15 protein-coding genes are annotated in these 19,955 nt (G+C 63.2%); 3 read left to right on the forward strand and 12 right to left on the reverse strand.

What is annotated here, in order from left to right:
- The 12 genes from DY467_RS17765 to DY467_RS17820 form a co-directional block, all read right to left on the reverse strand.
- A complete protein-coding gene (locus DY467_RS17765; RefSeq protein WP_164637913.1) occupies window positions 1–1,305 on the reverse strand; it encodes an NAD(P)/FAD-dependent oxidoreductase in 1,305 nt (434 codons plus the stop codon).
- Between the two features lie 292 nt (window positions 1,306–1,597).
- A complete protein-coding gene (locus DY467_RS17770) occupies window positions 1,598–2,980 on the reverse strand; it encodes a nitrogenase component 1 (RefSeq protein ID WP_164637915.1) in 1,383 nt (460 codons plus the stop codon).
- 11 nt (window positions 2,981–2,991) lie between these two features.
- Window positions 2,992–4,500: a nitrogenase component 1 gene (locus tag DY467_RS17775; RefSeq protein ID WP_164637917.1), complete on the reverse strand. Its 1,509-nt coding sequence runs from the start codon at window positions 4,498–4,500 to the stop codon at window positions 2,992–2,994.
- 65 nt (window positions 4,501–4,565) lie between these two features.
- Window positions 4,566–5,435, reverse strand: coding sequence for a nucleotide-binding protein (locus DY467_RS17780; protein ID WP_011158185.1), 870 nt, complete (start codon window positions 5,433–5,435; stop codon window positions 4,566–4,568).
- 38 nt (window positions 5,436–5,473) lie between these two features.
- On the reverse strand, window positions 5,474–6,406 hold the full coding sequence (locus DY467_RS17785; protein ID WP_264055403.1) for a radical SAM protein: 933 nt from the start codon (window positions 6,404–6,406) through the stop codon (window positions 5,474–5,476).
- Between the two features lie 791 nt (window positions 6,407–7,197).
- A complete protein-coding gene (locus tag DY467_RS17790; protein ID WP_164637919.1) occupies window positions 7,198–8,010 on the reverse strand; it encodes an ABC transporter ATP-binding protein in 813 nt (270 codons plus the stop codon).
- Complete coding sequence (locus DY467_RS17795) at window positions 8,010–9,008, reverse strand: ABC transporter permease (protein ID WP_164637921.1); 999 nt, start codon at window positions 9,006–9,008, stop codon at window positions 8,010–8,012. The genes DY467_RS17790 and DY467_RS17795 overlap by 1 nt, the downstream gene beginning before the upstream one ends.
- Before the next feature lie 10 nt (window positions 9,009–9,018).
- On the reverse strand, window positions 9,019–10,047 hold the full coding sequence (locus tag DY467_RS17800) for an ABC transporter substrate-binding protein (protein ID WP_164637923.1): 1,029 nt from the start codon (window positions 10,045–10,047) through the stop codon (window positions 9,019–9,021).
- Between the two features lie 485 nt (window positions 10,048–10,532).
- The gene (locus DY467_RS17805) at window positions 10,533–11,498 is read right to left on the reverse strand and encodes an amino acid ABC transporter permease (protein ID WP_349627657.1); all 966 of its coding nucleotides are present in this window, start codon (window positions 11,496–11,498) and stop codon (window positions 10,533–10,535) included.
- Window positions 11,499–11,611: 113 nt separating this feature from the next.
- A complete protein-coding gene (locus DY467_RS17810; RefSeq protein WP_349627655.1) occupies window positions 11,612–12,697 on the reverse strand; it encodes an ABC transporter permease subunit in 1,086 nt (361 codons plus the stop codon).
- A gap of 104 nt (window positions 12,698–12,801) precedes the next feature.
- A complete protein-coding gene (locus DY467_RS17815; protein ID WP_164637929.1) occupies window positions 12,802–13,824 on the reverse strand; it encodes an amino acid ABC transporter substrate-binding protein in 1,023 nt (340 codons plus the stop codon).
- A gap of 32 nt (window positions 13,825–13,856) precedes the next feature.
- On the reverse strand, window positions 13,857–15,476 hold the full coding sequence (locus DY467_RS17820; protein WP_349627656.1) for a carboxylesterase/lipase family protein: 1,620 nt from the start codon (window positions 15,474–15,476) through the stop codon (window positions 13,857–13,859).
- A gap of 461 nt (window positions 15,477–15,937) precedes the next feature.
- On the opposite strand from DY467_RS17820, the gene DY467_RS17825 reads away from it, so the two are divergent.
- The 3 genes from DY467_RS17825 to DY467_RS17835 all read left to right on the forward strand — a co-directional run bounded on the left by DY467_RS17825 (window position 15,938) and on the right by DY467_RS17835 (window position 19,940).
- Entirely contained in the window at window positions 15,938–16,972 is a 1,035-nt protein-coding gene (locus DY467_RS17825) for an alpha/beta hydrolase (RefSeq protein ID WP_164637933.1), read from the forward strand.
- A 242-nt stretch (window positions 16,973–17,214) separates the two neighbouring features.
- Entirely contained in the window at window positions 17,215–18,423 is a 1,209-nt protein-coding gene (locus tag DY467_RS17830) for a trans-sulfuration enzyme family protein (protein WP_164637935.1), read from the forward strand.
- A 542-nt stretch (window positions 18,424–18,965) separates the two neighbouring features.
- Window positions 18,966–19,940 (forward strand): aliphatic sulfonate ABC transporter substrate-binding protein, encoded by a 975-nt coding sequence (locus tag DY467_RS17835; protein ID WP_164637937.1) that lies wholly within the window; start codon window positions 18,966–18,968, stop codon window positions 19,938–19,940.
- The last annotated feature ends 15 nt before the right edge of the window (window positions 19,941–19,955 follow it).

Below are 19,955 nucleotides of genomic sequence, written 5' to 3' on the forward strand. Positions count from 1 at the left end.
TCAGCCGATCTCCTTGGCGTCCCGGTGCCGGTACAGCACCATCATCAGCGGCGCGAACGGACGCAGCAGTTCGTTCGCGGGGATCGGCGTCGGCTCGGTGAAGGGCAGCGCCAGTTCGCCATCCGGCGCGCCGCGGACGGCTTTGGACAGTTCGCGGCCGAGCGCGACCGACAACGCCACGCCCCGGCCGTTGCAGCCAGTCCAACCATAGGCGTTGGGGCCGAGGCGGTGGATGTGCGGCAGGTAGTCCGTCGTCATGCCGATGAAGCCGTTCCAGACGTAGTCGAACCGCACCTCGCCGATCTGCGGCCACAGGCTCTGCAGCCGCTTGCCGACCCGCGCCTTCAGCGTCGCGACCTGGTTGAACGGCCGGATAATGGCGCCGCCGGTGACGAAGCGGTTGCGCGCGTCGAACCGTCCGAAGATCAACTCGCCATGGGTGTCGGACATCGCCTGGCGGCCCGGGATGATGGTCTTGCGCACATTGTCGCTCAGTGGCTGCGTCGCCATCTGCCACGACCGTACCGGCATGACCTCGCTGGCGATCGCCGGCGCCAACGTCTTGGAGAATTCGCCGGTGTAGGCGTTGCTGGCGACCACCAGCGCCCGACCGCTGATCTCGCCCTGCGCCGTCTTGACGATCCATCGCTCGCCGCGGCGCTCGATGCTCACCGCCGGCGAGCGCGCGAAGATACGGCCGCCTTGCGCCAGCACGGCACGAGCTAGTCCGCGTGCTAGCGCCAGCGGATTGACGTGACCGCCGGTTCTGTTCCAGAACCCGCCGAACCAGGCTTCGGAACCGAGCATGTCGCGCACTTGATCGCGTGACAGCAGCTCGACCGGCGCGCCGAACTTCGACCACTGCCGGAATCGTCGCTCGGCGATCTTGATGCGGCCCGGCGAATGCACCGGCTGCACCCAGCCGTTCTGCTCCTGTTCGGCGTCGACGCCGTGGCGTTTGGCGACATCGAACAGGATCGATGCGCTGTCGCGGATCAGCCCGACCAGCCGCTCTCCTGCAGCACCATGCTTGGCGACGATGTCCTCCGGGTCAGGCCGCGACAACGTCGGAATCACCTGGCCATTGTTGCGACCGGATGCGCCCCAGCCGGGCTCCGCCGCCTCGACGACCGCGACATCGACGCCGGCCTCACGCAGATGAAGCGCCGTCGACAGCCCACTAAAGCCGCCGCCGATCACCACCACATCGGCCTCCTCCGCGCCATGTAAGGCCGGCAACTCTGGTCCGGGTCCAGTCACCGCATGCCAGAGAGATTTCGGCCAGGAGACATCGGTCGTTGTCATATCAATAGTTTCCGGTGATCGACGGATAAGGGCGGTTCTGGCGGATTGTATTTTGCCGGGAGGCGATCCGTCTATCCTACTGGTATCGCCAGCCTTGGGACAGCAGACATCCAGTCATGCGCCGCCGCGCACGCCGAGCACCGCATTCTCGGGTCACCCGCCTCAGATGCGCGCTGGTCTGTCCTGCTTGACGATCACACGCGACGGCCCCTGCTTGCGCGGGGGCTTCTTCGGCCCCTACGGCATGTCACGACACAGGCTCCTTCGGAGCCACCTCGCGGCTTCGCCAGCGCTAGGCGCTGTGGCTGACGACAGTGGTGTAGATGCGTTCGAGGAGCGATAAAGCGCCACGGTAGCCGACGTAACTCCGCGACAACACGACCTCATAGGAGGCCGGAAATCCGACTTCAATCAATGACCCTTTCATCTCCTTGACCAGGTCGCGTTCCCACGTGGTTCCAAAGATGATCGGAGGCTTGTGGCCGAAGTCGGCATTCCTCAGAGCTTGGTGAATGGTGTAGCTGTCTTCGACAAACTCCACGTCGACCGAGACGTCGTCATCGATCGCACGGAATTCAGCCTGAATTGCTTCGCGATGCTCAACTGGCGGATCTTCGGTGACGATTTGCTTGGCCGGAATCAATCCAAGCTGCGTGACGAGAAATTTCGTCAGCGCCAGATTGTAGGCACTGTCACCGATCACCGCAAAGCGCGCCGGCAAGCCCCACCAATACTCTGAGTAGAAATCGGTAAATCCATCGATGTAGTTGTAGTATCGCTTCTCCTCCTTGGCGATGAACGCCTCGACCACATCGGCCGAGATGCCGGCGAATGCGGCCACCTTCCGCAAAAATGCTCCGCTCTCCCGCGCGCCGATCGGAACGACGGGAATGTGCAGATAAGGCTGCTCGTACCGGCGAGCGAGCAGCTCAGCCGTCGACAATCCAAGCCACGGCGACAGCACCAAATTGAACTGCGCGCGCGGGATGTTCCGCCACTCGCTCAATCCCTCGGAATCCGGGCCGAACAGCACATTGACGTTCAGGCCAATGCCCTCCAGCAGCCTCTTGATCTCCTCGAGGTCGCCGCGCCAGAACGTGTTCTGATATGGCAGCAGCGACCAGAGATTGACCGTCCCCCGCTCCCGCACGCCATCCCAGGGACCGAGATACTGTTCGATGATCGCGTGCGTTACCGCCTCGTGGCCGGTGAAGTTGTTGCCGCGAAACCCTCCGGTCTCGGCATAAACGATCGGAACTCCGCGCTTCTGAAAATCACGGACCACCGATCCGACGTCGTCTCCGACGAGGTCCGGAATACAGCCGGTGAGCACGACGAACAAATCGGCATCCAAGACCAGCTGCGAGGATTCGATCAATTCGCGCAACCGGTCGGCGCCGCCGAAAATCACCTCGCGCTGCGATGCATTGGTACTCGGAACGACCGGCCCACCCCCATAACCACTGCCTTGGAAGCCGTTGTAAAAAGTGAGGTTCATGTACTGCTTGTCAGCACAGCCGGGCCCGCAATGCGTGATGGGCACCACCCTGGGGATCGCCGCAGCGGTCTGCATCGCGCCGATTGCGCACACATAGCGCACCAGTTCGATCGCACCCGACTTGGCGGCATCGGGCGTGATTTCCGTCGGTCGCGACTTGAGGGCAAGGATAGCCATGATGTGTCCCTTTACGAGGCGGCTCGCGCAAGCGCGAACGGATCCTTCTGCGCCAGCCAGGATTGCTTGTACGGAAGGCTCACCCGCTTCGCGATATCCTTATGGAATTTGCGATGCTGGAGCGCGGCGAGGATCGATTCCCCGAGGTTCACCATGCCTTGATAGCCCAAGGCATGGTGCTCATCGCCGAGCGGAATGGCGGGAATTCCGAGGCGGGCGGCAAGTGGCGCCAACCCGTTGTGCCGGATGATAATGAAGTCCGGCTTCACCCGCTGAAGCAGATTGTAGAACTGGTACTGCTGACGATTGCCCACGGTGAAGTGGCGAACGTCGCCATAATTCTCGATCAGATGGCCGAGCGAGTCCTGCCTGGGATCCTCGCTGTCGTAGACCGGATCGTGGTGGAACACCAAGGATCCATCCACCTCCACCCCGATCTCGCGAAGCACCCCGATCAGACCGTGAGAATAGGCGGAGCCGGTCGCCACATAGCCCTTGAGGCCTTTCAGTTTCGGCCGCAACTCATCGAGCAGCGGCTTGACCCGTGCATGCTCGCGGGCGATGTAATCTTCGGCTTGCGCCTCGCGGCCTGTGACACGGGCAAGCTCACGCAGCCACGCATCCGTCCCCGCAAACCCGTAGGGTTGTGGCGCCTTGATCTGCTCGACGCCGAACTCCTGCTCCAATGCCGTCGCCAGATAGGTGCCGAGCGTGTAGCAAAAGCTGACGGTCGCGCGCGCCTCCGACATCTGCGCGAGTTCCTCGACCGTCGCCATGTCGACCACATAGTTCACACGCAGACCGAGTTCGCCGAGCATCGGGCTGAAGACGTCGGTGCCCCACAGATTGATCACGTTGATCAGATCGTCCTGGCGCTTCTCCGGGTTGCGGCGCACGATCTGCCGCAAAATGCCGTGCTGGGTCGCATCAAATCCGGTCGACCAGTGCTTGGATTTGAAGCCTTCGCAATGCAGCGGGATGATCGGGATGCCGAATTCAGTTTCGGCCGTCCGCGCAACGCTCTCGATGTCATCGCCGATGATGCCGCTGGCGCAGGACGTCGCGATGAACACCGCCTTGGGTTGGTGGCGTTCGACGGCCAGCCGGATCGCTTCGGCCAGCTTTTCGGCCCCGCCATAGACCATGTCGCGTTCGCGCAGATTGGTCGAGATGAACCGAATGTTCTGGACCGGCAACCCACGCATCGCCAGGCCGTTGCGATAGATCGAATTATAGATCACCTGCCCCGCCCCACAGCCGATCGGCGAATGCTGGATCAGGACGGCGTCTCGGATATTGCCGGCCTGACACTCCACCATTTGCTCGCTGCAGACCGAACCCTGGGTAAACGGTCCTTCAAGCTCGCAAACCCGTCGCGCCTTCGTTCCGCAGCCGCCACAGTCGCCGCGCGAAAACGCCGACTCGTCGGCCAGCTTCGACGCGGTACCGTCCCATCCGATGATGGTGCCGAGCCGCTGTTCGCGGGTCTCGACGCTCGATGTCTTCAGATTCAGAACCATTCTGCGCCTCTAAAGCTGGAGGAAGAGTCTGCGACACGCTCGCGCGAATGCCGCCACAGCCGGAATCAGGCCACCTGCCGCTCCGCCTCGGCACGTTCGGCAGCAACCAGATGGTCAGCCCAGCGAGCGGACCATTCGCGAAGCTGCTGCGGATTCAATGGCGTCGGCACCTTCGACTCGGTGTGTTCGGCAATCCGGCGCGCCAGTTGCCGATAGACGTCGGCTTGCGCCGATTGCGGCGCCGCCTCGATGGTCGTCCGCCCGCTGAGCTCAGCCTGAGTCACCGTCAGCGAACGCGGAACGTACTGCACGATTGGCGTATCGGTATGCGCCGCAAAATCATCGATCACCTCGCGCTGAAAGTCGGTGTTGATCGAGTTGGCGATGATCCCGCCGAGCAGCGCACCGCCCGAGTTCGAGAACCGCTCGATGCCACGAAACAGATTGTTGGCTGCATAGATCGCCATGAAGTCGGATGACGACACCGTGAACACATGTTCGGCGATGCCTTCGCGCACCGGCACGGCGAAGCCGCCGCACACGACGTCGCCGAGCACGTCGTAGATCACGATGTCGAGGTCCAGCTCTTCGAAGACCCGTTGCTGCTTGAGCAGCTCAACGGCTGTAATGATGCCCCGCCCCGCGCATCCGACGCCCGGTTGCGGGCCGCCGGCCTCGACGCAATAGATGCCACCGAAGCCTTGAAATATCGCCTCATAGGCATCCACGCGGCGGCGTTCGGCCAAAAGATCGAGGACCGACGGAATGTACTCTCCGCCGCGAAGCGTGTTGGTCGAATCCGCCTTCGGGTCGGCGCCGAATTGCATGACCTTGTAGCCGGCCTCTGCAAGCGCGGCGCTGATGTTGGACGTCGTGGTCGATTTCCCGATGCCGCCTTTGCCGTAGATCGCGATCTGCTTGAGTTGTTTCGCCATGTGTCATGTCTCCAGGTTGTCTCAGGAAGGAACTGACCTCAGCCGTGCGAAAAGGTCGGTTCGGCGACGATGTCGTCACCATAGAGCTGCTGGGCGTAATCGCTGACGCCGGGAATGCCGCAGGCATCGGCCCTGCACCGCTGGCAATGGGTGAACACCCGCAGATACTTCTCCGCCGCGGCACGCGCCGCGTATCGCATGAGCATTCCAGGCGGCTTCAGATGCGCGAAGCCGTGCTGCGGGATCAGCGGAATGATGTTGATGAGATTTGCGCCGGCCGCCGCGACGCGTTCGGCGACGGCTTCGATGTGATGGTCGTTGACCGTCGGAATCAGCACAGTGTTGACTTTGACGGTCAGACCGTGGGCGGCGGCGCGGGCAATCCCCTCGAGTTGATTGGCGATCAGTCGCTCGCCGGCGACGACGCCGTTCAATCGCTTCCGTTGCCACGCGATCTTCGGCGTCACCTGCGCTTGGATCTGCGGATCGACCGCATTGACCGTCACCGTCAGTGTCGAAATCCCGAGCGCTGCGATCTCATCGATGCGGTCCGGCAGCATCAGACCATTGGTCGATAGGCAGAGGACCAACTCGGGCCAACGCTCGCGGACCAACGCGAACGTCTGAAGCGCATGCGGCGTCGCCAGCGGATCACCCGGCCCGGCGATGCCGACTACGTTGATGGACGGGCAGAGCTCGAGCGCCCTCGCGACAATGGCCACCGCCTGCTGAGGCGTCAGTAGACGCGTGGCGACACCGGGACGCTGATCGCGCCGGTTGAAGTCACGAATACAGAACGCGCAATCGATATTGCACCCCGGACTCACAGGCAGATGGAGGCGCGCCGCGCGTGCGTGCCCCTCGGCCGTTGTGCTGAAACAAGGATGTCGACCTTCCAGCTCCGGAAAGGCCGGTGCCGTCGCGGCCATCCGCATTGCCTGGGCCGCGCAGTTTTGGCCGGTCTCGGTCACGATGCACGACGCTCCAGCACGGCAGATCTCGCTCCAACACAACGACGGGTCACGTCGCACCGCTGCTCAAAGACGGCACGGCCCTGACTAGAACGACCAAAGGAAACCGATGACAACGCTGCCGACCGCGCGACTTCTTTCACCAGACCTGTCAGCAACACGACGTCCCCACAGGCGCGCCTCGCGTCACCGACAATCTCATCCCAGTTCCTTTCTGCCATCCTCGATCGTCGCGATCATCGCGTCGCCGACGGCATCAACTAACAACTCACAGCTGTGTGAATTACCGTATTCTTGCAAGGATTAGCTTTCATAGTCTGCCAACTCACATCCGCATCGTTCTCTGAAAGACGCGGACAGGCGAATTTGCGACTACGGTGGATTGTAATTGGTACGCGCTAACCGCTTTGCGCGAGATCTGCTGTTGGCGATCCTTCCGTCGATTCCTACGACGCGGTATCGACGCTGCTTCGCAAGCAGCTCTGCACGGCCCACGCGCCGCCTATTGCGAACGTGGCGTTGTCACCGTGAGACTGACGGACGTCATCGCGACGCCGATCCAAAACGTTCCCCACCAATAGCTCGCAACGACAGACGGATGCGACGCGCGACATAGTGAACGCGCGAGCTCGCACACCGACGAGTTGCCGACGAGGCAGGTTGCGGCCTCCGAGGCACTCAAGTACGAGAACCTCACGACATCGCCAAACGTGATCCACCACCATCCCACTGCGCTGACCAGCATCAACGCTCCGAACGCCAACAATGCGCGGCCGACCATGTTCATCGGATCACGTCGCAACACCCAGCGTGCTGAGGATTTGGCGGCGCAGCTCGACCAGCACCGGATCATCGCGGTGTCGGGGATAGGGTTCGTCGAACAGAAATTCAGCTTTGATCCGAGCCGGTCTTTCGCCGAACACTAGAATACGGGAGGCGAGCAATAGCGCCTCCTCGACATCATGCGTGACCAGGATCGCGGTGAACCTTTTCTTTTGCCACAGCCGCACCAGCTCGTCCTGCAACGTCAATCGCGTGAGCGAGTCGAGCTTGCCGAGCGGCTCATCCAACAGCAGCAGCGACGGATCGTTGACCAAGGCGCGTGCCAAGGACGCCCGTTGCGCCATGCCGCCGGATAGCTGATGCGGATAAGCCGTTTCGAAGCCATCAAGGCCGACAAGCGCCAGTGCTTCAGCGACCCGGGAGCGCTGCAGCTTGAGAACGCCTCTCGCTTCGAGCCCGGTCGCCACATTGCTCCACACGTTCGCCCACGGGAACAGGGTCGGATCCTGAAACACCAGATTGCGGGATGGGTCCGGCCCGGTCACGCGCTCACCGTCGGCGAAGATCGTGCCGCTCGACGGTGGTTCTAGGCCGGCTATCAGGCGCAGCAATGTCGACTTTCCGCAGCCCGAGGGGCCGAGCAACGCAACGAAGTCTCCCGGAGCGACGTCCAGATCGATCGTGTCGAGGACCGGCAAGCTCGTTCCAGACAGCTTGAAGCGGTGGCTGACGCCTCGGATCTCGAGCGCCATCCCGTCGCTGTCGACGTCTGCCGGGATCGTGTCTGGAGAGGCGGAGTGAACCAGCACAAGATCGGCCATCAGATGAAACCTTCCTGCCAATTCAACAGGCGATCTCGCACCACGAATAGCAGACGAATAATCCCGGCGCAGAGCAGCGCCATGATCAACAGCGCAGCATAGACATTGGCATAACCCGAATAGGCCGTTTGGAATTGGATGTACCAGCCGAGCCCGTATTTGGCGCCGAGCATCTCCGCAACGACCAACACCGCAAAGGAATAGTACAGCGCCATGAACAGACCCACGAAGACGTGGGGCATTGCCGCCGGGATCGCGACGCGGCGAATGAGATAGCGGCTGTCCGCGCCGAGAATGCGGCCGACATCGTAATAGGCTCGGTTTACGGATCCCACCCCCGATGCGGTGAGGATTGCCACCGGAATTCCTGACGCCAGCGCCACAATGAAGATGCTCGCGCCGAAAGTAGTGGGGAAGAAGTAGAAGGTGCAGGGAATCCACGCAGTGGCCGGGACCGGTCCGATCAGCTTCAGCAGCGGCATGCCCCAATAGCTAAACCGCCGCGACCATCCGAGGGCCACCCCGACTCCGTAACCGACGATGATGCCCGACAGGAATCCCAAGGCCCAAAGCCGAAGCGTATAACCGATGCAGATCAGCAGCCGCGAGCCGTCGGTGACGTAAACATTGAGAAGTCCGTGAGGCGGCGAAAAGAACGGCTTAGGCAGCCAACCGAACTTCGCTGTCGTCAGTTCCCAGACTGCCAGCCAAATGCCCACGACGATCACCCATGGGCCGTAGTGGACCAGCACCTCCCCTGCACGTCCGAGCCGATGCACGATGACCGACAGGGTGAGGAATATCGCCGCGACACCGGCCGTGATCCACGCGAACAGCGATGCACTTCCCCAAGGGACGACGTCGGGTAGCCCGATTGTGACGAGTGCAGCGGCGAGCCACGCTGCGGCGGCGAGCAGCCCGTCCCGCCAGAGGCCGTTGACCGCAGCGACGTGGCCGACGACCGCCTCGTCCCTGGCGGCCTGAATGGCATCGGTCATAGCTGTGCCCTCAAGCCAGCAGATTGACGGTCACACGCTCGGCAAAGGCTTTGGGATCCGTGCTGGAATCGAGGACTTTGACGAGCTTCAAATCCTCCGAACTCTTCTGGATCTGATCAACCAGCGGCTGTCCTATCGGGTGATTGTGCAGGACGAACGAACCGAGGATCTCGGTTAGTTCCGCATGCGTCAGCCCCGCGGGCTTCAATGCGTCCAGATACCATTGCGCGGCTTCGTCGGCATGATCCGCGACGTAGTCGTGCACTTCGATGTTGGCAATCGCCAGACGGCGGAGTGCGTCTTTGTTAGCCTTGAGGAAGGCGCCATTGGCACCCAGCACGCAGCAGGTGTGCCCTTCGTACACGCCTGTCTGAGTGTCTGCGATCTTGGTGAGCCCGAACTTTTTCTCGATCGAGAACGCCCACGGGTCAAGATGAGCCGCAATGTCGGCGTCACCACGGTTGACCGCCTCGCCCACCAGATCGAATGGAACGACCTTCCACGTCACGTCGTTCTCCGGGTCGATGCCAGCCTTCGCGAGCGTGACCTGGAACGCCACCTTCGGCGGCGACACGACATCGTAGCTGGCGATCGTCTTGCCCTTGACGCCGGCAATGTCCTTGATGCCCGACGCCGGCGAGGCCAGCAGACGCTGGCAGCCGCCATGCGAACCGACGAACAGCTTGACGTCGAAGCCCTGCTCCAGAGGCTTGAGCCAATCGCCGATCAGTCCCGCTCCGACATCGGCCTTGCCGGTCGCGAGAGCCTGGATCAGGGTCTGCCCGCTGGCCCCCTGATAGAACAGCTCGACGTCGACATTGTGCTTCGCATACAGCCCCTTGGCCACACCGAAACCGAGTGGCGAATGGCAGGCTGCGACCTCCGTCCAGGCTAGGCGGATCTTGGGTGCAGGTGCAGCGACCGCAGGCGAATAGATTCTTCCAGCCAACGCACCGGCCGAAGCGACCAGCCCCGCGGCGCCGGTCGTCTTGAGCAAATGACGCCGGGACAGACCGCCAACCTTCTTCGATTGCGCCATCAAACGCCTCCGATGCTTCAAAAAAAACTAGAAAATTCTGCTCGATCGGATCGAGTTGGCCCCGTGACCAACCAAATGAATTAGTCCAGTTCGCGGTAGCGCAGGATTCAGAGCGAGGAAGCGCCATTCACTCGTTGCTATTCCCCGACCGCGAACGTTTTCGCTCGTCAATGATGCCGGCTGCCACACCGGCTGTCGAGACGGCGACAAAAATAACAACACGGGAACTACTGCACTAATAATCGATACAATGTTCATATCGCGTGGCGAGTTGTGATAACAGTTTTGTGCTCGCCACCGTTTCATCAAATCCGCAACCGCATTCGAATACCGCGCCAAGATAGAGAGATGATTGGCCGAGTAGACCGGCAGCGATTGATCCAATCTGATACGGTTGGTCTCACTACCGAGGCAGCAAGCGTTCGCCGGCAGTGATACTGCGAGCCAAGAGGCGAAACGACATCCGCCGAGCCGATCGAGAGTGATCAGCGCCCGTTGGATGAGCCGAGCCGCCGCTCCAGCCAGAGGCTGTAGCGCGAGCCGCCATAGCCCATGACAAAATAGACGAGAGCCACCACCAGGAACGACTCCTTGTAGTAGCCGAGCCACTCCGGATCGGCCGCCGCAGCCCTCGCCGCGCTCAGAATGTCCATGATCCCGATCACCGCGAGCAGCGACGTCGCGAGCAGAAAGCCGATACCGAGATTGACCAGGCCGGGCACGACGGCTCGCAGCGCCTGCGGCAGCACGACGAGACGCATCGCCCGCCAGTAGCCCAACCCGAGTGCCAGCGCCGCTTCCTCCTGCCCCTTCGGCACGGCCTGCAGGCCGCCGCGCACGACCTCGGCAACGTAGGCGGTCCAGAATAGCGCGACCATCACGATCGCACGCGGCAGCTTGTCCAGCGGAACGCTGCCCGGCAGTGCCATCGGCAGAATCAACGTGGCGAAGTACAGGATGGCAACCATTGGGATCGCCCGCATCAGTTCGATGTAACCGATGGCGAGCCAGCGCACGACCCGCATCCGGGACCGCCGCGCCAGCGACAGCAGCACGGCGATCGGCACCGACGTGGTGAAACAGATCATCCACACCAGCAACGTGATCGGAAGCCCACCCCATTGGTTGGAGGACACCACACTTCCGCCCGGCAGGCCGCTCATCAGCGCCAGACAGACACCGATCACGACCGGCCACGCCACGACGAGGCGGGCGCTCCACAGGCGCGGCATCGCGCTCGCGAGCAGCAGGGCGATCAGCAGCCCGCACACCACGACGGGGCGCCACAGTCCATCGGCGGGATAGAACGCGAACAGGAAGAACCGCAGCTTGGCGGCGACGAACGCCCAGCATGCGCCGCCCCGCGCCGCGCACTCGGCCGAGCTGCCTTGCAACGTCGCGTCGAGCAGCAGCCAACGCAGCAGTGGCACCCCGAGCCACACGATCAGCACCAAGACAGCGAATGTCACAAGCGCGCGACGCCAGCCGCCGAACAGCGCTGCAACCGGCTTCGGCCAGTCGAAGCTGCGTCGCTGCGATAGGGTCTCCTGGAGTTCGAACGCGTTCAAGCCGGCCGCCCTCCCCGCATCGCGACGCGCGCATTGTAGGAGTTCATCATCGCCGATACCGACAGGTTCAGGGCCAGATAAAGTGCCACCACGATCAGTAGCGCCTCGAGCGCCTGCCCGGTCGTGTTGGCGGTGGTGTTGGTGATGTTCATCAGGTCAGGATAGCCGATCGCCACCGCGAGGCTGGAATCCTTGATGACGTCGAGATAGCACGAAGTCGCCAGCGGCGTGATCACGCGGAGCGCTTGCGGCAACACCACCAGCCGAATGATCTGCAATTCGCTCAGCCCGAGCGCTCGCGCGGCATCCCATTGCGCGCGCCGCACCGACAAGATGCCGGCGCGGACGATTTCGGCAAAGATCGCAGCGAACTTCACCGTCAGCCCGACCAGTAACGCGGCGAATTCCGGCGTCAGGCTGGTACCACCCTGAATATTGAATCCCTGCACCGCTGGACTGTGCAGCGAAATCCGGAAGCCGCTGGTATAGATCACGACCGCGAGCACGAGCATTGCCACCAGACCGAGCGGTAGCGGCGCCAGCGGGCCGCGCGCTCGGCTCCGCCACACCAACGCCAGCCAGCCGAGCAGGACCGCCGCGATCGCCGTGATCGCCATCCACGATCCCTCGGCAATGCCGACGCTCGGCAGATAGACGCCGCGATTGGTCAGGAACACACAGTCGAACCACACCACGGCGCGGCGTGGCGGCGGCAGCGCGTGGGCCAGCCCAATCCAGAAGAACAGTTGCAGCAGCAGCGGCGTGTTGCGCACGACCTCGATCGACCAGCGGACGAGACCCGACAGCACCGGATGGCCTGCTAGCCGAATCAGCGCCAGCGCGACACCCAGCACGGTCGCGAGTATGCAGCTCACCACCGCGACCTTCGCGGTGTTAAGGACGCCGACAGCGATCGCACGCGCGTAGCTGTCGCCGGCCCGGAACGGGATCGCGCTCTCGCCGATTTCGAAATTGGCTGCGCGCTCCAGGAAGCCAAACCCGGGCGTCAGGCCGATCCTCGCCATGGTGGCGGCGATGTTCGATCCCAAAACGACGACGAGGACCACGACCGTGACCAACACGGCGAGTTGTATCGCCGGTCGCGGCCCGAGCCAATTTGACAGCCACGCTCTCGGGCGGCGCCGGAGGCGTTCGAGCGCAGACACGGCGACCGCCGCGCGTTATATCAGCGGAACGGCGGCGAGTACAACAAGCCGCCCTGGTTCCAAAGCCGATTGTAGCCGCGCTCCCAGCCGAGCGGTTTGAGGTGCCGATCGAAGATCTCGCCGTAATTGCCGACCGTCTTGATGATCGTGTAGGCCCATTTCGGATCGAGCCCGATCGACTCGGCGAGCGACGGATCGACGCCGAGGAACCGCCGGATCGACGGATCGTCGGACTTGAGGAAGTCGTCGACATTCTTCGACGTGATCCCCCACTCCTCGGCCTGGATCGTGGCGTTGACCGTCCAGGTGACGATCTCAAGCCAGCGATCGTCGCCGCCTGCAACCGCCGGCGCCAGCGGCTCCTTCGACAACCGCTCCGGCAAAATCACGTAGTCGCCCGGCTTCTTCAGCTGGGTCTGCTTGGCCGCGAGGTCGGAAGCATCCTGGGTCAGGCCGTCGACGCGCCCCGAGTCGAGAGCCGCAATGAACTCGCTGGTGTCCTCGATCGTCACCGGCGTGAATTTGTGCCGGTGCTTGCGGAAATAGTCGGCAATGTTCAGCTCGCCGGTGGTGCCGCTTTGGATTCCGATCGTCGCGCCGTCGAGTTGCGACGCCGAGGTCACGCCGAGATCCTTGCGCACCAGGATGCCCTGGCCGTCGTAGAAGATGGTCGGACCGAAATGAAAGCCGAGCTTGAACGCACGCGTGATGGTGACGGTGACTCCAGACAGCAGCACGTCGAACTCGCCCGATTGCAGCGCCGGGAGACGCTGCTGCGGCGACGAACTGGTAAACTGCACCTTGTCGGGATCTCCGAACACGGTGACAGCCAGCGCCCGGCCGAAGTCGACGAAGAAGCCTTGCCAGCGGCCATTCGAATCCGGCGCGAAATAGCCAGGCGTCGTTCCGACGCCGACCTTGATCACCCCGCGGGACTTGATGCGGTCGAGCGTCGGCCCCGCCGATGCGGCGCTCGACACCAGAGCAAGGACGACCGCGAGCGCAGCGCCAACCGACGTTGTCCGTCGCACATGCTGAAACATGACAGGATTCTCCAGCTATCGGGGTGCCGTTGCTAATCCCGCGTGAAGGTCACGGGGCGGCTGTATTCGTAAGGCGCGATGTCGGCGAACGCCGCCCGTCGCGCCTTGGCATGATCGTCGACCGTGCGCCAAGAGCCGCCGATCAGCGCTGCGGTGCGCTCTTCGCCCCGATATCGATTCCACTCCGCGATCGACTTGGTGGTGGGACGTCCGCTGCGTGCAAAGCTGGCCCAGATCTCGCCGATCCGATCCCGCACATTCAAGCGGTCCTGGCTGTCGCCGATCAGCGGCGCGGCGGCATCGAGCGTCCCAAAAATGAACGGAACCTCAGCGGTGTGCGGCGAGCCCAGCACGCCGTCTCGCGCCGGGGATCGCCAGTCGAACCGATAGGCGTACACCGGCGCTTTGCCCTGTGCGGCCTTGCGGTCGGCGACCAGCAGCGTCGGCAGCACGTAGTTGTAGTCGCCGGCGACGGCGATCAGCAGTTCGCTCGGCGACGATTCCGGCAGGATGTCACGGTAGGCGCGGATCAGCTTGTCGGTCGCCGCATCGTCGAGACCGATGAATTTCTTGATCCGGGTGCGAACCTGATCCGCCCCCAGCGAGAAGTTGCGTTGATCGCCCGCGAGGAAGAAGGTCGCTTCATCCGCCGTCGTGCCGATCAGCAGCGGGATGTCATCCGACACCGCGCTGGCGGCCGGATCGAACGGATGCTGCTTGAACACCAGATTGTCCAGCGTCGGCCGGAAATCAGCGACGCCGGTCTTCGCCGCCACCTGCGCGATCGCCGCAACCAGCTTGTCGGCGGGAATCTCCCGCAGCTTGCCGGCGTTCTTCGCCGTCAGATCGAACTGCGCCAGCAGCGCGTGCGCCGAGCGCGCGGCCGATTCCGGTGTCGCCAGCCGCCAGGCACCCGACGCGCTCTGGATCACGGCGCGGTGGAACAGGCCCTTGGCAGCTGGTGCGCCGAGCAGCACCGCGACTTTCGCGGCGCCGCCGGACTGACCGAAGATGGTGACGTTACCGGCATCGCCGCCGATCGCAGCAGCGTTGTCGCGCACCCATTTCAACGCCGCGATCTGATCCAGCACGGAAAGATTGCCCGACGCCGGCGACAGTTCTTCGGGAAATTCGCCGGTGTACAGCGAGCCGAACAGATTGAGGCGGTGGTTGATGGAGACAACGACTACGTTCTGCGCCTTGGCAAGGTGCGAGCCGTCGAAGCCCGGCGATGTGCCGGCGCCGATCGCGAATGCGCCACCGTGCAGCCACACCAGAATCGGCCGCTTGCCGCCGTCGTTGACCCCGGGCGTGTACACCGACAGCGTGAGATTGTCCTCGCTGGTCGGCACCTTCGACCAGTACCAGGCGAACTCGGCCGGGCTCGGTGCCGCGGGCTGCGGCGCCGATGGCCCGAACTGCGTCGCGTCGCGCTCGCCGGTCCACGCAGCAGGCGGCACCGGCGGACGGAACCGATTGTCGCCGGCGGTCGACGCGCCGTAGGGCACGCCCTTGAATGATGCAACTCCCTCGACGCTCTCTCCGCGCAGCCGCCCGAGCCGCGTCTCTATCACAACCGGCGACGCCTCGCGCGCCCGCGCCGGCGTGGTGAACACCAGCGGCAATGTGGTGGAAGACGCACCGGTGAGCACGGCGGCTCCAACGGCGTGACCGAGGAAACGGCGTCGATTCATCTTCGGGGCAGACGGGTCGAAGGATTGGGGCGGCATAGCAAGATTCCAGGACAGAGATTTCGACTGGCGCACGACATCCGAGAGCAGACTGCTCACTCCTGCCGCGCGCTTCGCACACTTCACGATGTCGACGATGGCTGTCCGCCGCAGCCAGAGCAATAGTCGTAAACTTCGAATTTCGGCCGCGCGACAGACTGTCGTTTCACCACGTCACGCAGTACTGAAACAATCGACTTCCATGCTTTGGCCGAGGCCGCACACGCGCCGTCCGCGTCATCACGCGCGCGGATGCGACGATTACTTCCGATTCAATGGTTCCGGCACGAACGATCCATCGCACCCGGATTCATTGGAAGCGAATTTCGGCGACGCTCTGCTAGCGTCGGGTCGTGTAACCATCCTCATCGGAAGGACTCTTGATGTCACAAAAGGCCCTGATCGCCGCGATCACCTCGGGACTGTTCACAATGTTCGCCGTTGTCCTCTGGCCGGTCGCATCGGCGAAGGCGGAAGTCGAGATCGTCACCGAGGACTTCAAGATCAAGTCATCGACTCCCGGAATCGAACTGTTCGTCCGCAACAAACGTCCCGCGGGCACGGACGTCTACCGGAGCGATCGCACCGTCCTCTACGTGCATGGCGCCACGCTGGCTTCCGAGCTCGTGTTCGATCTGCCGGTCGGCGGCGCGTCGTGGGCCGACGATCTCGCGCGGGCCGGCTGGGACGTGTGGCTGGTCGATGTTCGCGGCTACGGCCGGTCGACATGGCCGGAGGCACTGCGGGCGCCGGCCGAGAACAATCCGCCGGTGGCGACAACGGCGGAAGCCGTCGCGGATTTCACCTCCGCTGCCGATTTCATTCGTGCCAAGCGCAAGATCGACAGCCTACAGGTGATCGGGTGGTCGTGGGGCGGCGTGATCAGCGGCGCCTATGCGGCGGCCAATCCCGACAAGGTGTCGTCGCTCGTGCTTGTTGCGCCGTTGTGGGCGTTCGACAAACCCGTTACCGCAGGCCCGCCCAAGAAGGCGTGGCAGGAATGGACACTCGCCGACTCGCGCGCGCGGATCCAAAAGGGCGTTCCCGCCGAACAGGCGAAGCTGATCCTGCCTGACAGCACCGTCGCGCTGTGGGAGAAGGCCGTACGCGACAGTCAGCCGGAGGCGACCGGACGCACGCCCGAACTGTTCAGGTCGCCGACCGGCGTTGCGGCGGATGTGTCGTGGCAGGCGCAGCAGCCCTATGATGCGGCGGCCATCACGGCCCGGACCCTGATCATCCGCGGCGAGTGGGACGATCTCACACCGAGGTCGCTGCAGCTGGCGCTGTTCGGCCAATTGAAGAACGCGAAGATTCGCGAACTGATCGAAGTCCCCGCCGCGAGCCACTTCATCATCGTGGAAAAGGCCCGAGACCGCCTGTTCGACGAAGTCAGAAATTTCCTCTCCCGGCACTGACCAAGCACGGACCACGACACAAGGCTCGGGACGAGCGCTCACCGCCTTGGCAGGCTTCGCTCGAGCCACACTGTATCGCACCGTCTTTTACACTGCGCCCCGCTCGGAGATGCGGCATTCGATCGGGCGACGATTTCAACCGTCGTCCGATGGAGCTTTGCCTACCTGGCAGGACAGGCATGATCGCATCGGGCTCCAATCCCCGCTATGGTCGCTGAAGATACGCGACACGGGATGCAATGATGACCAATGCAGCGAAGCCATGGGGCCCGGCCACCTGGGCTCTATATATGGGTGACCACCATCGCGAGGTCGGAGATCCGGTGACGCCCGGCCCTGCCCTGAGTGCGAGCTTTCTCACCGCCCCAAACGCGGTCGGCTTCTCCGCCAATGATCTCGGCGCCGCGGCGCCGCATTTCTACACAAGATGGAGCAATCCCACCGTCGAGCTGCTGGAGGCACGACTGGCGGCGCTCGATGCCGGCGAAGCCGCGGTGACGTTCGCGTCCGGCATGGCCGCCGTGGCCGCGTTGTTTTGCGACCGCCTCCACGCCGGTGACCATCTGGTGCTGTCCGACGTCTGCTATGCGGGCGTCGCCGAACTCGCCCATGATGAGCTTACTCGCAATGGCATCGCGGTGACGACTGTGGATTCGTCGAGGCCCGAGGCGATCGCGGCTGCGCTTCGTCCCAACACCCGGCTGGTGCATATCGAAACGCCGGCCAATCCGATCCTGCGCCTCGCAGATATCGCCGCGATTGCTCCGCTCGTACACGCGGCCGGCGCCGAATTGTCGGTCGACGCAACCATCGCGACTCCGCTCGGCCTTCGCCCCCTCGAACTCGGTGCCGACTACGTCGTCCACTCGCTGACCAAATACATCTGCGGTCATGGCGACACGCTTGGCGGCGCGGTGATCGGACGAGCCGAGGCGATCGCGCGACTGCGGCGCGGCAGCCTGATCCACCTCGGGGGCTGCCTGGCGCCGTTCTCGGCATGGCTGATCCTGCGGGGTCTCGAAACGCTCGCGCCGCGGATGCGGCTGCACGAGACCAACGCAAGGGCGGTCGAAGCGCTCCTCGCGAGCCATCCGAAGGTGAAAGCGGTCTACTGGCCCGGCTCGCCTCGCCATCCGCAGCACGAGCTGGCGCAACAAACCATGCGTTGCTTCTCAGGCCTGCTCTCATTCACCGTGAATGGCGACGGGCCGGCATTGGCGGAGCAATTCGCCGAGCGGATGCGCGTCGTCTCCTATGCGGTCTCGCTCGGCAAGACCAAGAGCCTGCTGGTCTACATCCCCACCGAGGACATTCTGCGCTCGTCGTTCCGACTGACCGGCGATGCCGCGGCGAGCTATCGCGCCTGGGCCGGCGACGGAGTCTTTCGTCTGTCAGTCGGCATCGAGGATTCCGCCGATATCCTCGCGGATCTCGAAACCGCACTGGGATGAAACGGCTCCCGCTGCGTGCCAACGGTCCGGCTGATCTCGAGACTCTCGACCTCGAGGTCGGCGTCGCCCGAGCAACGGCGATAGGCTGGTAACCCTTCGAATCTCCAACACCGACCAGGACGACATCTGTCGTCTCCACTCGTTGCGTTAGAGGTCGGCGACCAGCCGCTATGTATCTCGGCGCCCGAACGGCGGCCTCATTATCCACCCCGACGACGTAGAGGACGAAGACCAGTTCCTTGCCGAGTGTCAGGCAAGTCAGAACTCGCCCCTCCTCCGATCGTCGCTACCGCATTGGAGCTGATCGACCGGCCCGGTCCGCCACGCAGAGCAGAGGCCGATTACGACAGCCCTTCCATGCTCAAAGCACGCTCCGCGCGACAATCTCATTCTTGTACCAGTCGAATTCAGAGAACTTCTTTTCGGTTGATTTGCCTAGATAACTAACTGACAAATCACTTGTTTCGCGAAGGTATCCACGTCGCATCGAGACGGCGCGGCCCGCGGAAGCAACGGCAATGAACCGAGAGGAGAGGAAACCCATGACGACCCTATCCCGGCGCCTGGCGACCAGTCTGGTCCTGGCAACGATGCTGGCGCCGACCGCGGTCTTTGCCGCGGACAAGCCAAAGGAGATCAGGATCGATTGGGCGACCTACAATCCCGTTTCGATCGTGCTCAAGCAGCAAGGCCTGCTTGAAAAGGAATTCGCCAAAGACGGCATCGGCATCGTTTGGGTGCAGTCGGCCGGCTCCAACAAAGCGCTCGAATTCCTCAACGCCGGCTCGATCGATTTCGGCTCCACCGCAGGTTCGGCCGCGTTGGTTGCGAAGATCAACGGCAATCCGATCAAGTCGATCTACGTCTATTCACGGCCCGAATGGACTGCGCTGGTGACCACCAAGGATTCCAAGATCGTCTCGGTCGCCGACCTCAAGGGAAAACGCGTAGCGGTGACTCGCGGCACCGATCCCCATATTTTCCTGGTGCGTGCACTGCTTGGTGCCGGCCTGAGCCAGAACGACATTACCCCCGTGCTACTGCAACACGCCGATGGAAAGGCCGCGTTGATCCGCGGCGATGTCGATGCCTGGGCTGGCCTCGATCCGATGATGGCACAAGCCGAAGTCGAGGAAGGCGCCAAGTTGTTCTACCGCAACCCCGAAGCCAACACCTGGGGCATCCTCAACGTGCGTGAAGACTTCCTCAAGGAGCATCCGGATCTGGTTCGGCGCGTGCTGGCCGTTTACGAAGATGCGCGCAAGTACTCGCTCGCCCATTACGACGAGCTGAAGCAAGCTTTCATCGGCGTGACCAAGCTGCCCGACGCCGTGGTCGACAAGCAGCTCAAGGAACGCACCGAACTCACTCACAGCCGGATCGGCACGCCGCAGCGCGACTCCATTCTCGCCGCCGGACTGGCACTGCAGCAGGCGGGCGTGATCCAGCCGTCGGTCGACGTCAAAGCGGTGCTCGACACGCTGATCGACGATCAGGTGCCACTGCCGACCAACTAAGCACGTCACAGGGCG

It is taken from the genome of Rhodopseudomonas sp. BR0G17 (assembly GCF_010907025.1).
Lineage (GTDB): Bacteria > Pseudomonadota > Alphaproteobacteria > Rhizobiales > Xanthobacteraceae > Rhodopseudomonas > Rhodopseudomonas palustris_H.

Excerpts from the sequence above, each read along its gene's own strand:
- DY467_RS17770 (WP_164637915.1), bottom strand. The coding sequence starts at position 2,980 with ATGGCTATCCTTGCCCTCAAGTCGCGACCGACGGAAATCACGCCCGAT.
- DY467_RS17815 (WP_164637929.1), bottom strand. The coding sequence starts at position 13,824 with ATGTTTCAGCATGTGCGACGGACAACGTCGGTTGGCGCTGCGCTCGCG.
- DY467_RS17775 (WP_164637917.1), bottom strand. The coding sequence starts at position 4,500 with ATGGTTCTGAATCTGAAGACATCGAGCGTCGAGACCCGCGAACAGCGG.
- DY467_RS17830 (WP_164637935.1), top strand. The coding sequence starts at position 17,215 with ATGACCAATGCAGCGAAGCCATGGGGCCCGGCCACCTGGGCTCTATAT.
- DY467_RS17795 (WP_164637921.1), bottom strand. The coding sequence starts at position 9,008 with ATGACCGATGCCATTCAGGCCGCCAGGGACGAGGCGGTCGTCGGCCAC.
- DY467_RS17825 (WP_164637933.1), top strand. The coding sequence starts at position 15,938 with ATGTCACAAAAGGCCCTGATCGCCGCGATCACCTCGGGACTGTTCACA.
- DY467_RS17765 (WP_164637913.1), bottom strand. The coding sequence starts at position 1,305 with ATGACAACGACCGATGTCTCCTGGCCGAAATCTCTCTGGCATGCGGTG.
- DY467_RS17790 (WP_164637919.1), bottom strand. The coding sequence starts at position 8,010 with ATGGCCGATCTTGTGCTGGTTCACTCCGCCTCTCCAGACACGATCCCG.
- DY467_RS17835 (WP_164637937.1), top strand. The coding sequence starts at position 18,966 with ATGACGACCCTATCCCGGCGCCTGGCGACCAGTCTGGTCCTGGCAACG.
- DY467_RS17800 (WP_164637923.1), bottom strand. The coding sequence starts at position 10,047 with ATGGCGCAATCGAAGAAGGTTGGCGGTCTGTCCCGGCGTCATTTGCTC.
- DY467_RS17780 (WP_011158185.1), bottom strand. The coding sequence starts at position 5,435 with ATGGCGAAACAACTCAAGCAGATCGCGATCTACGGCAAAGGCGGCATC.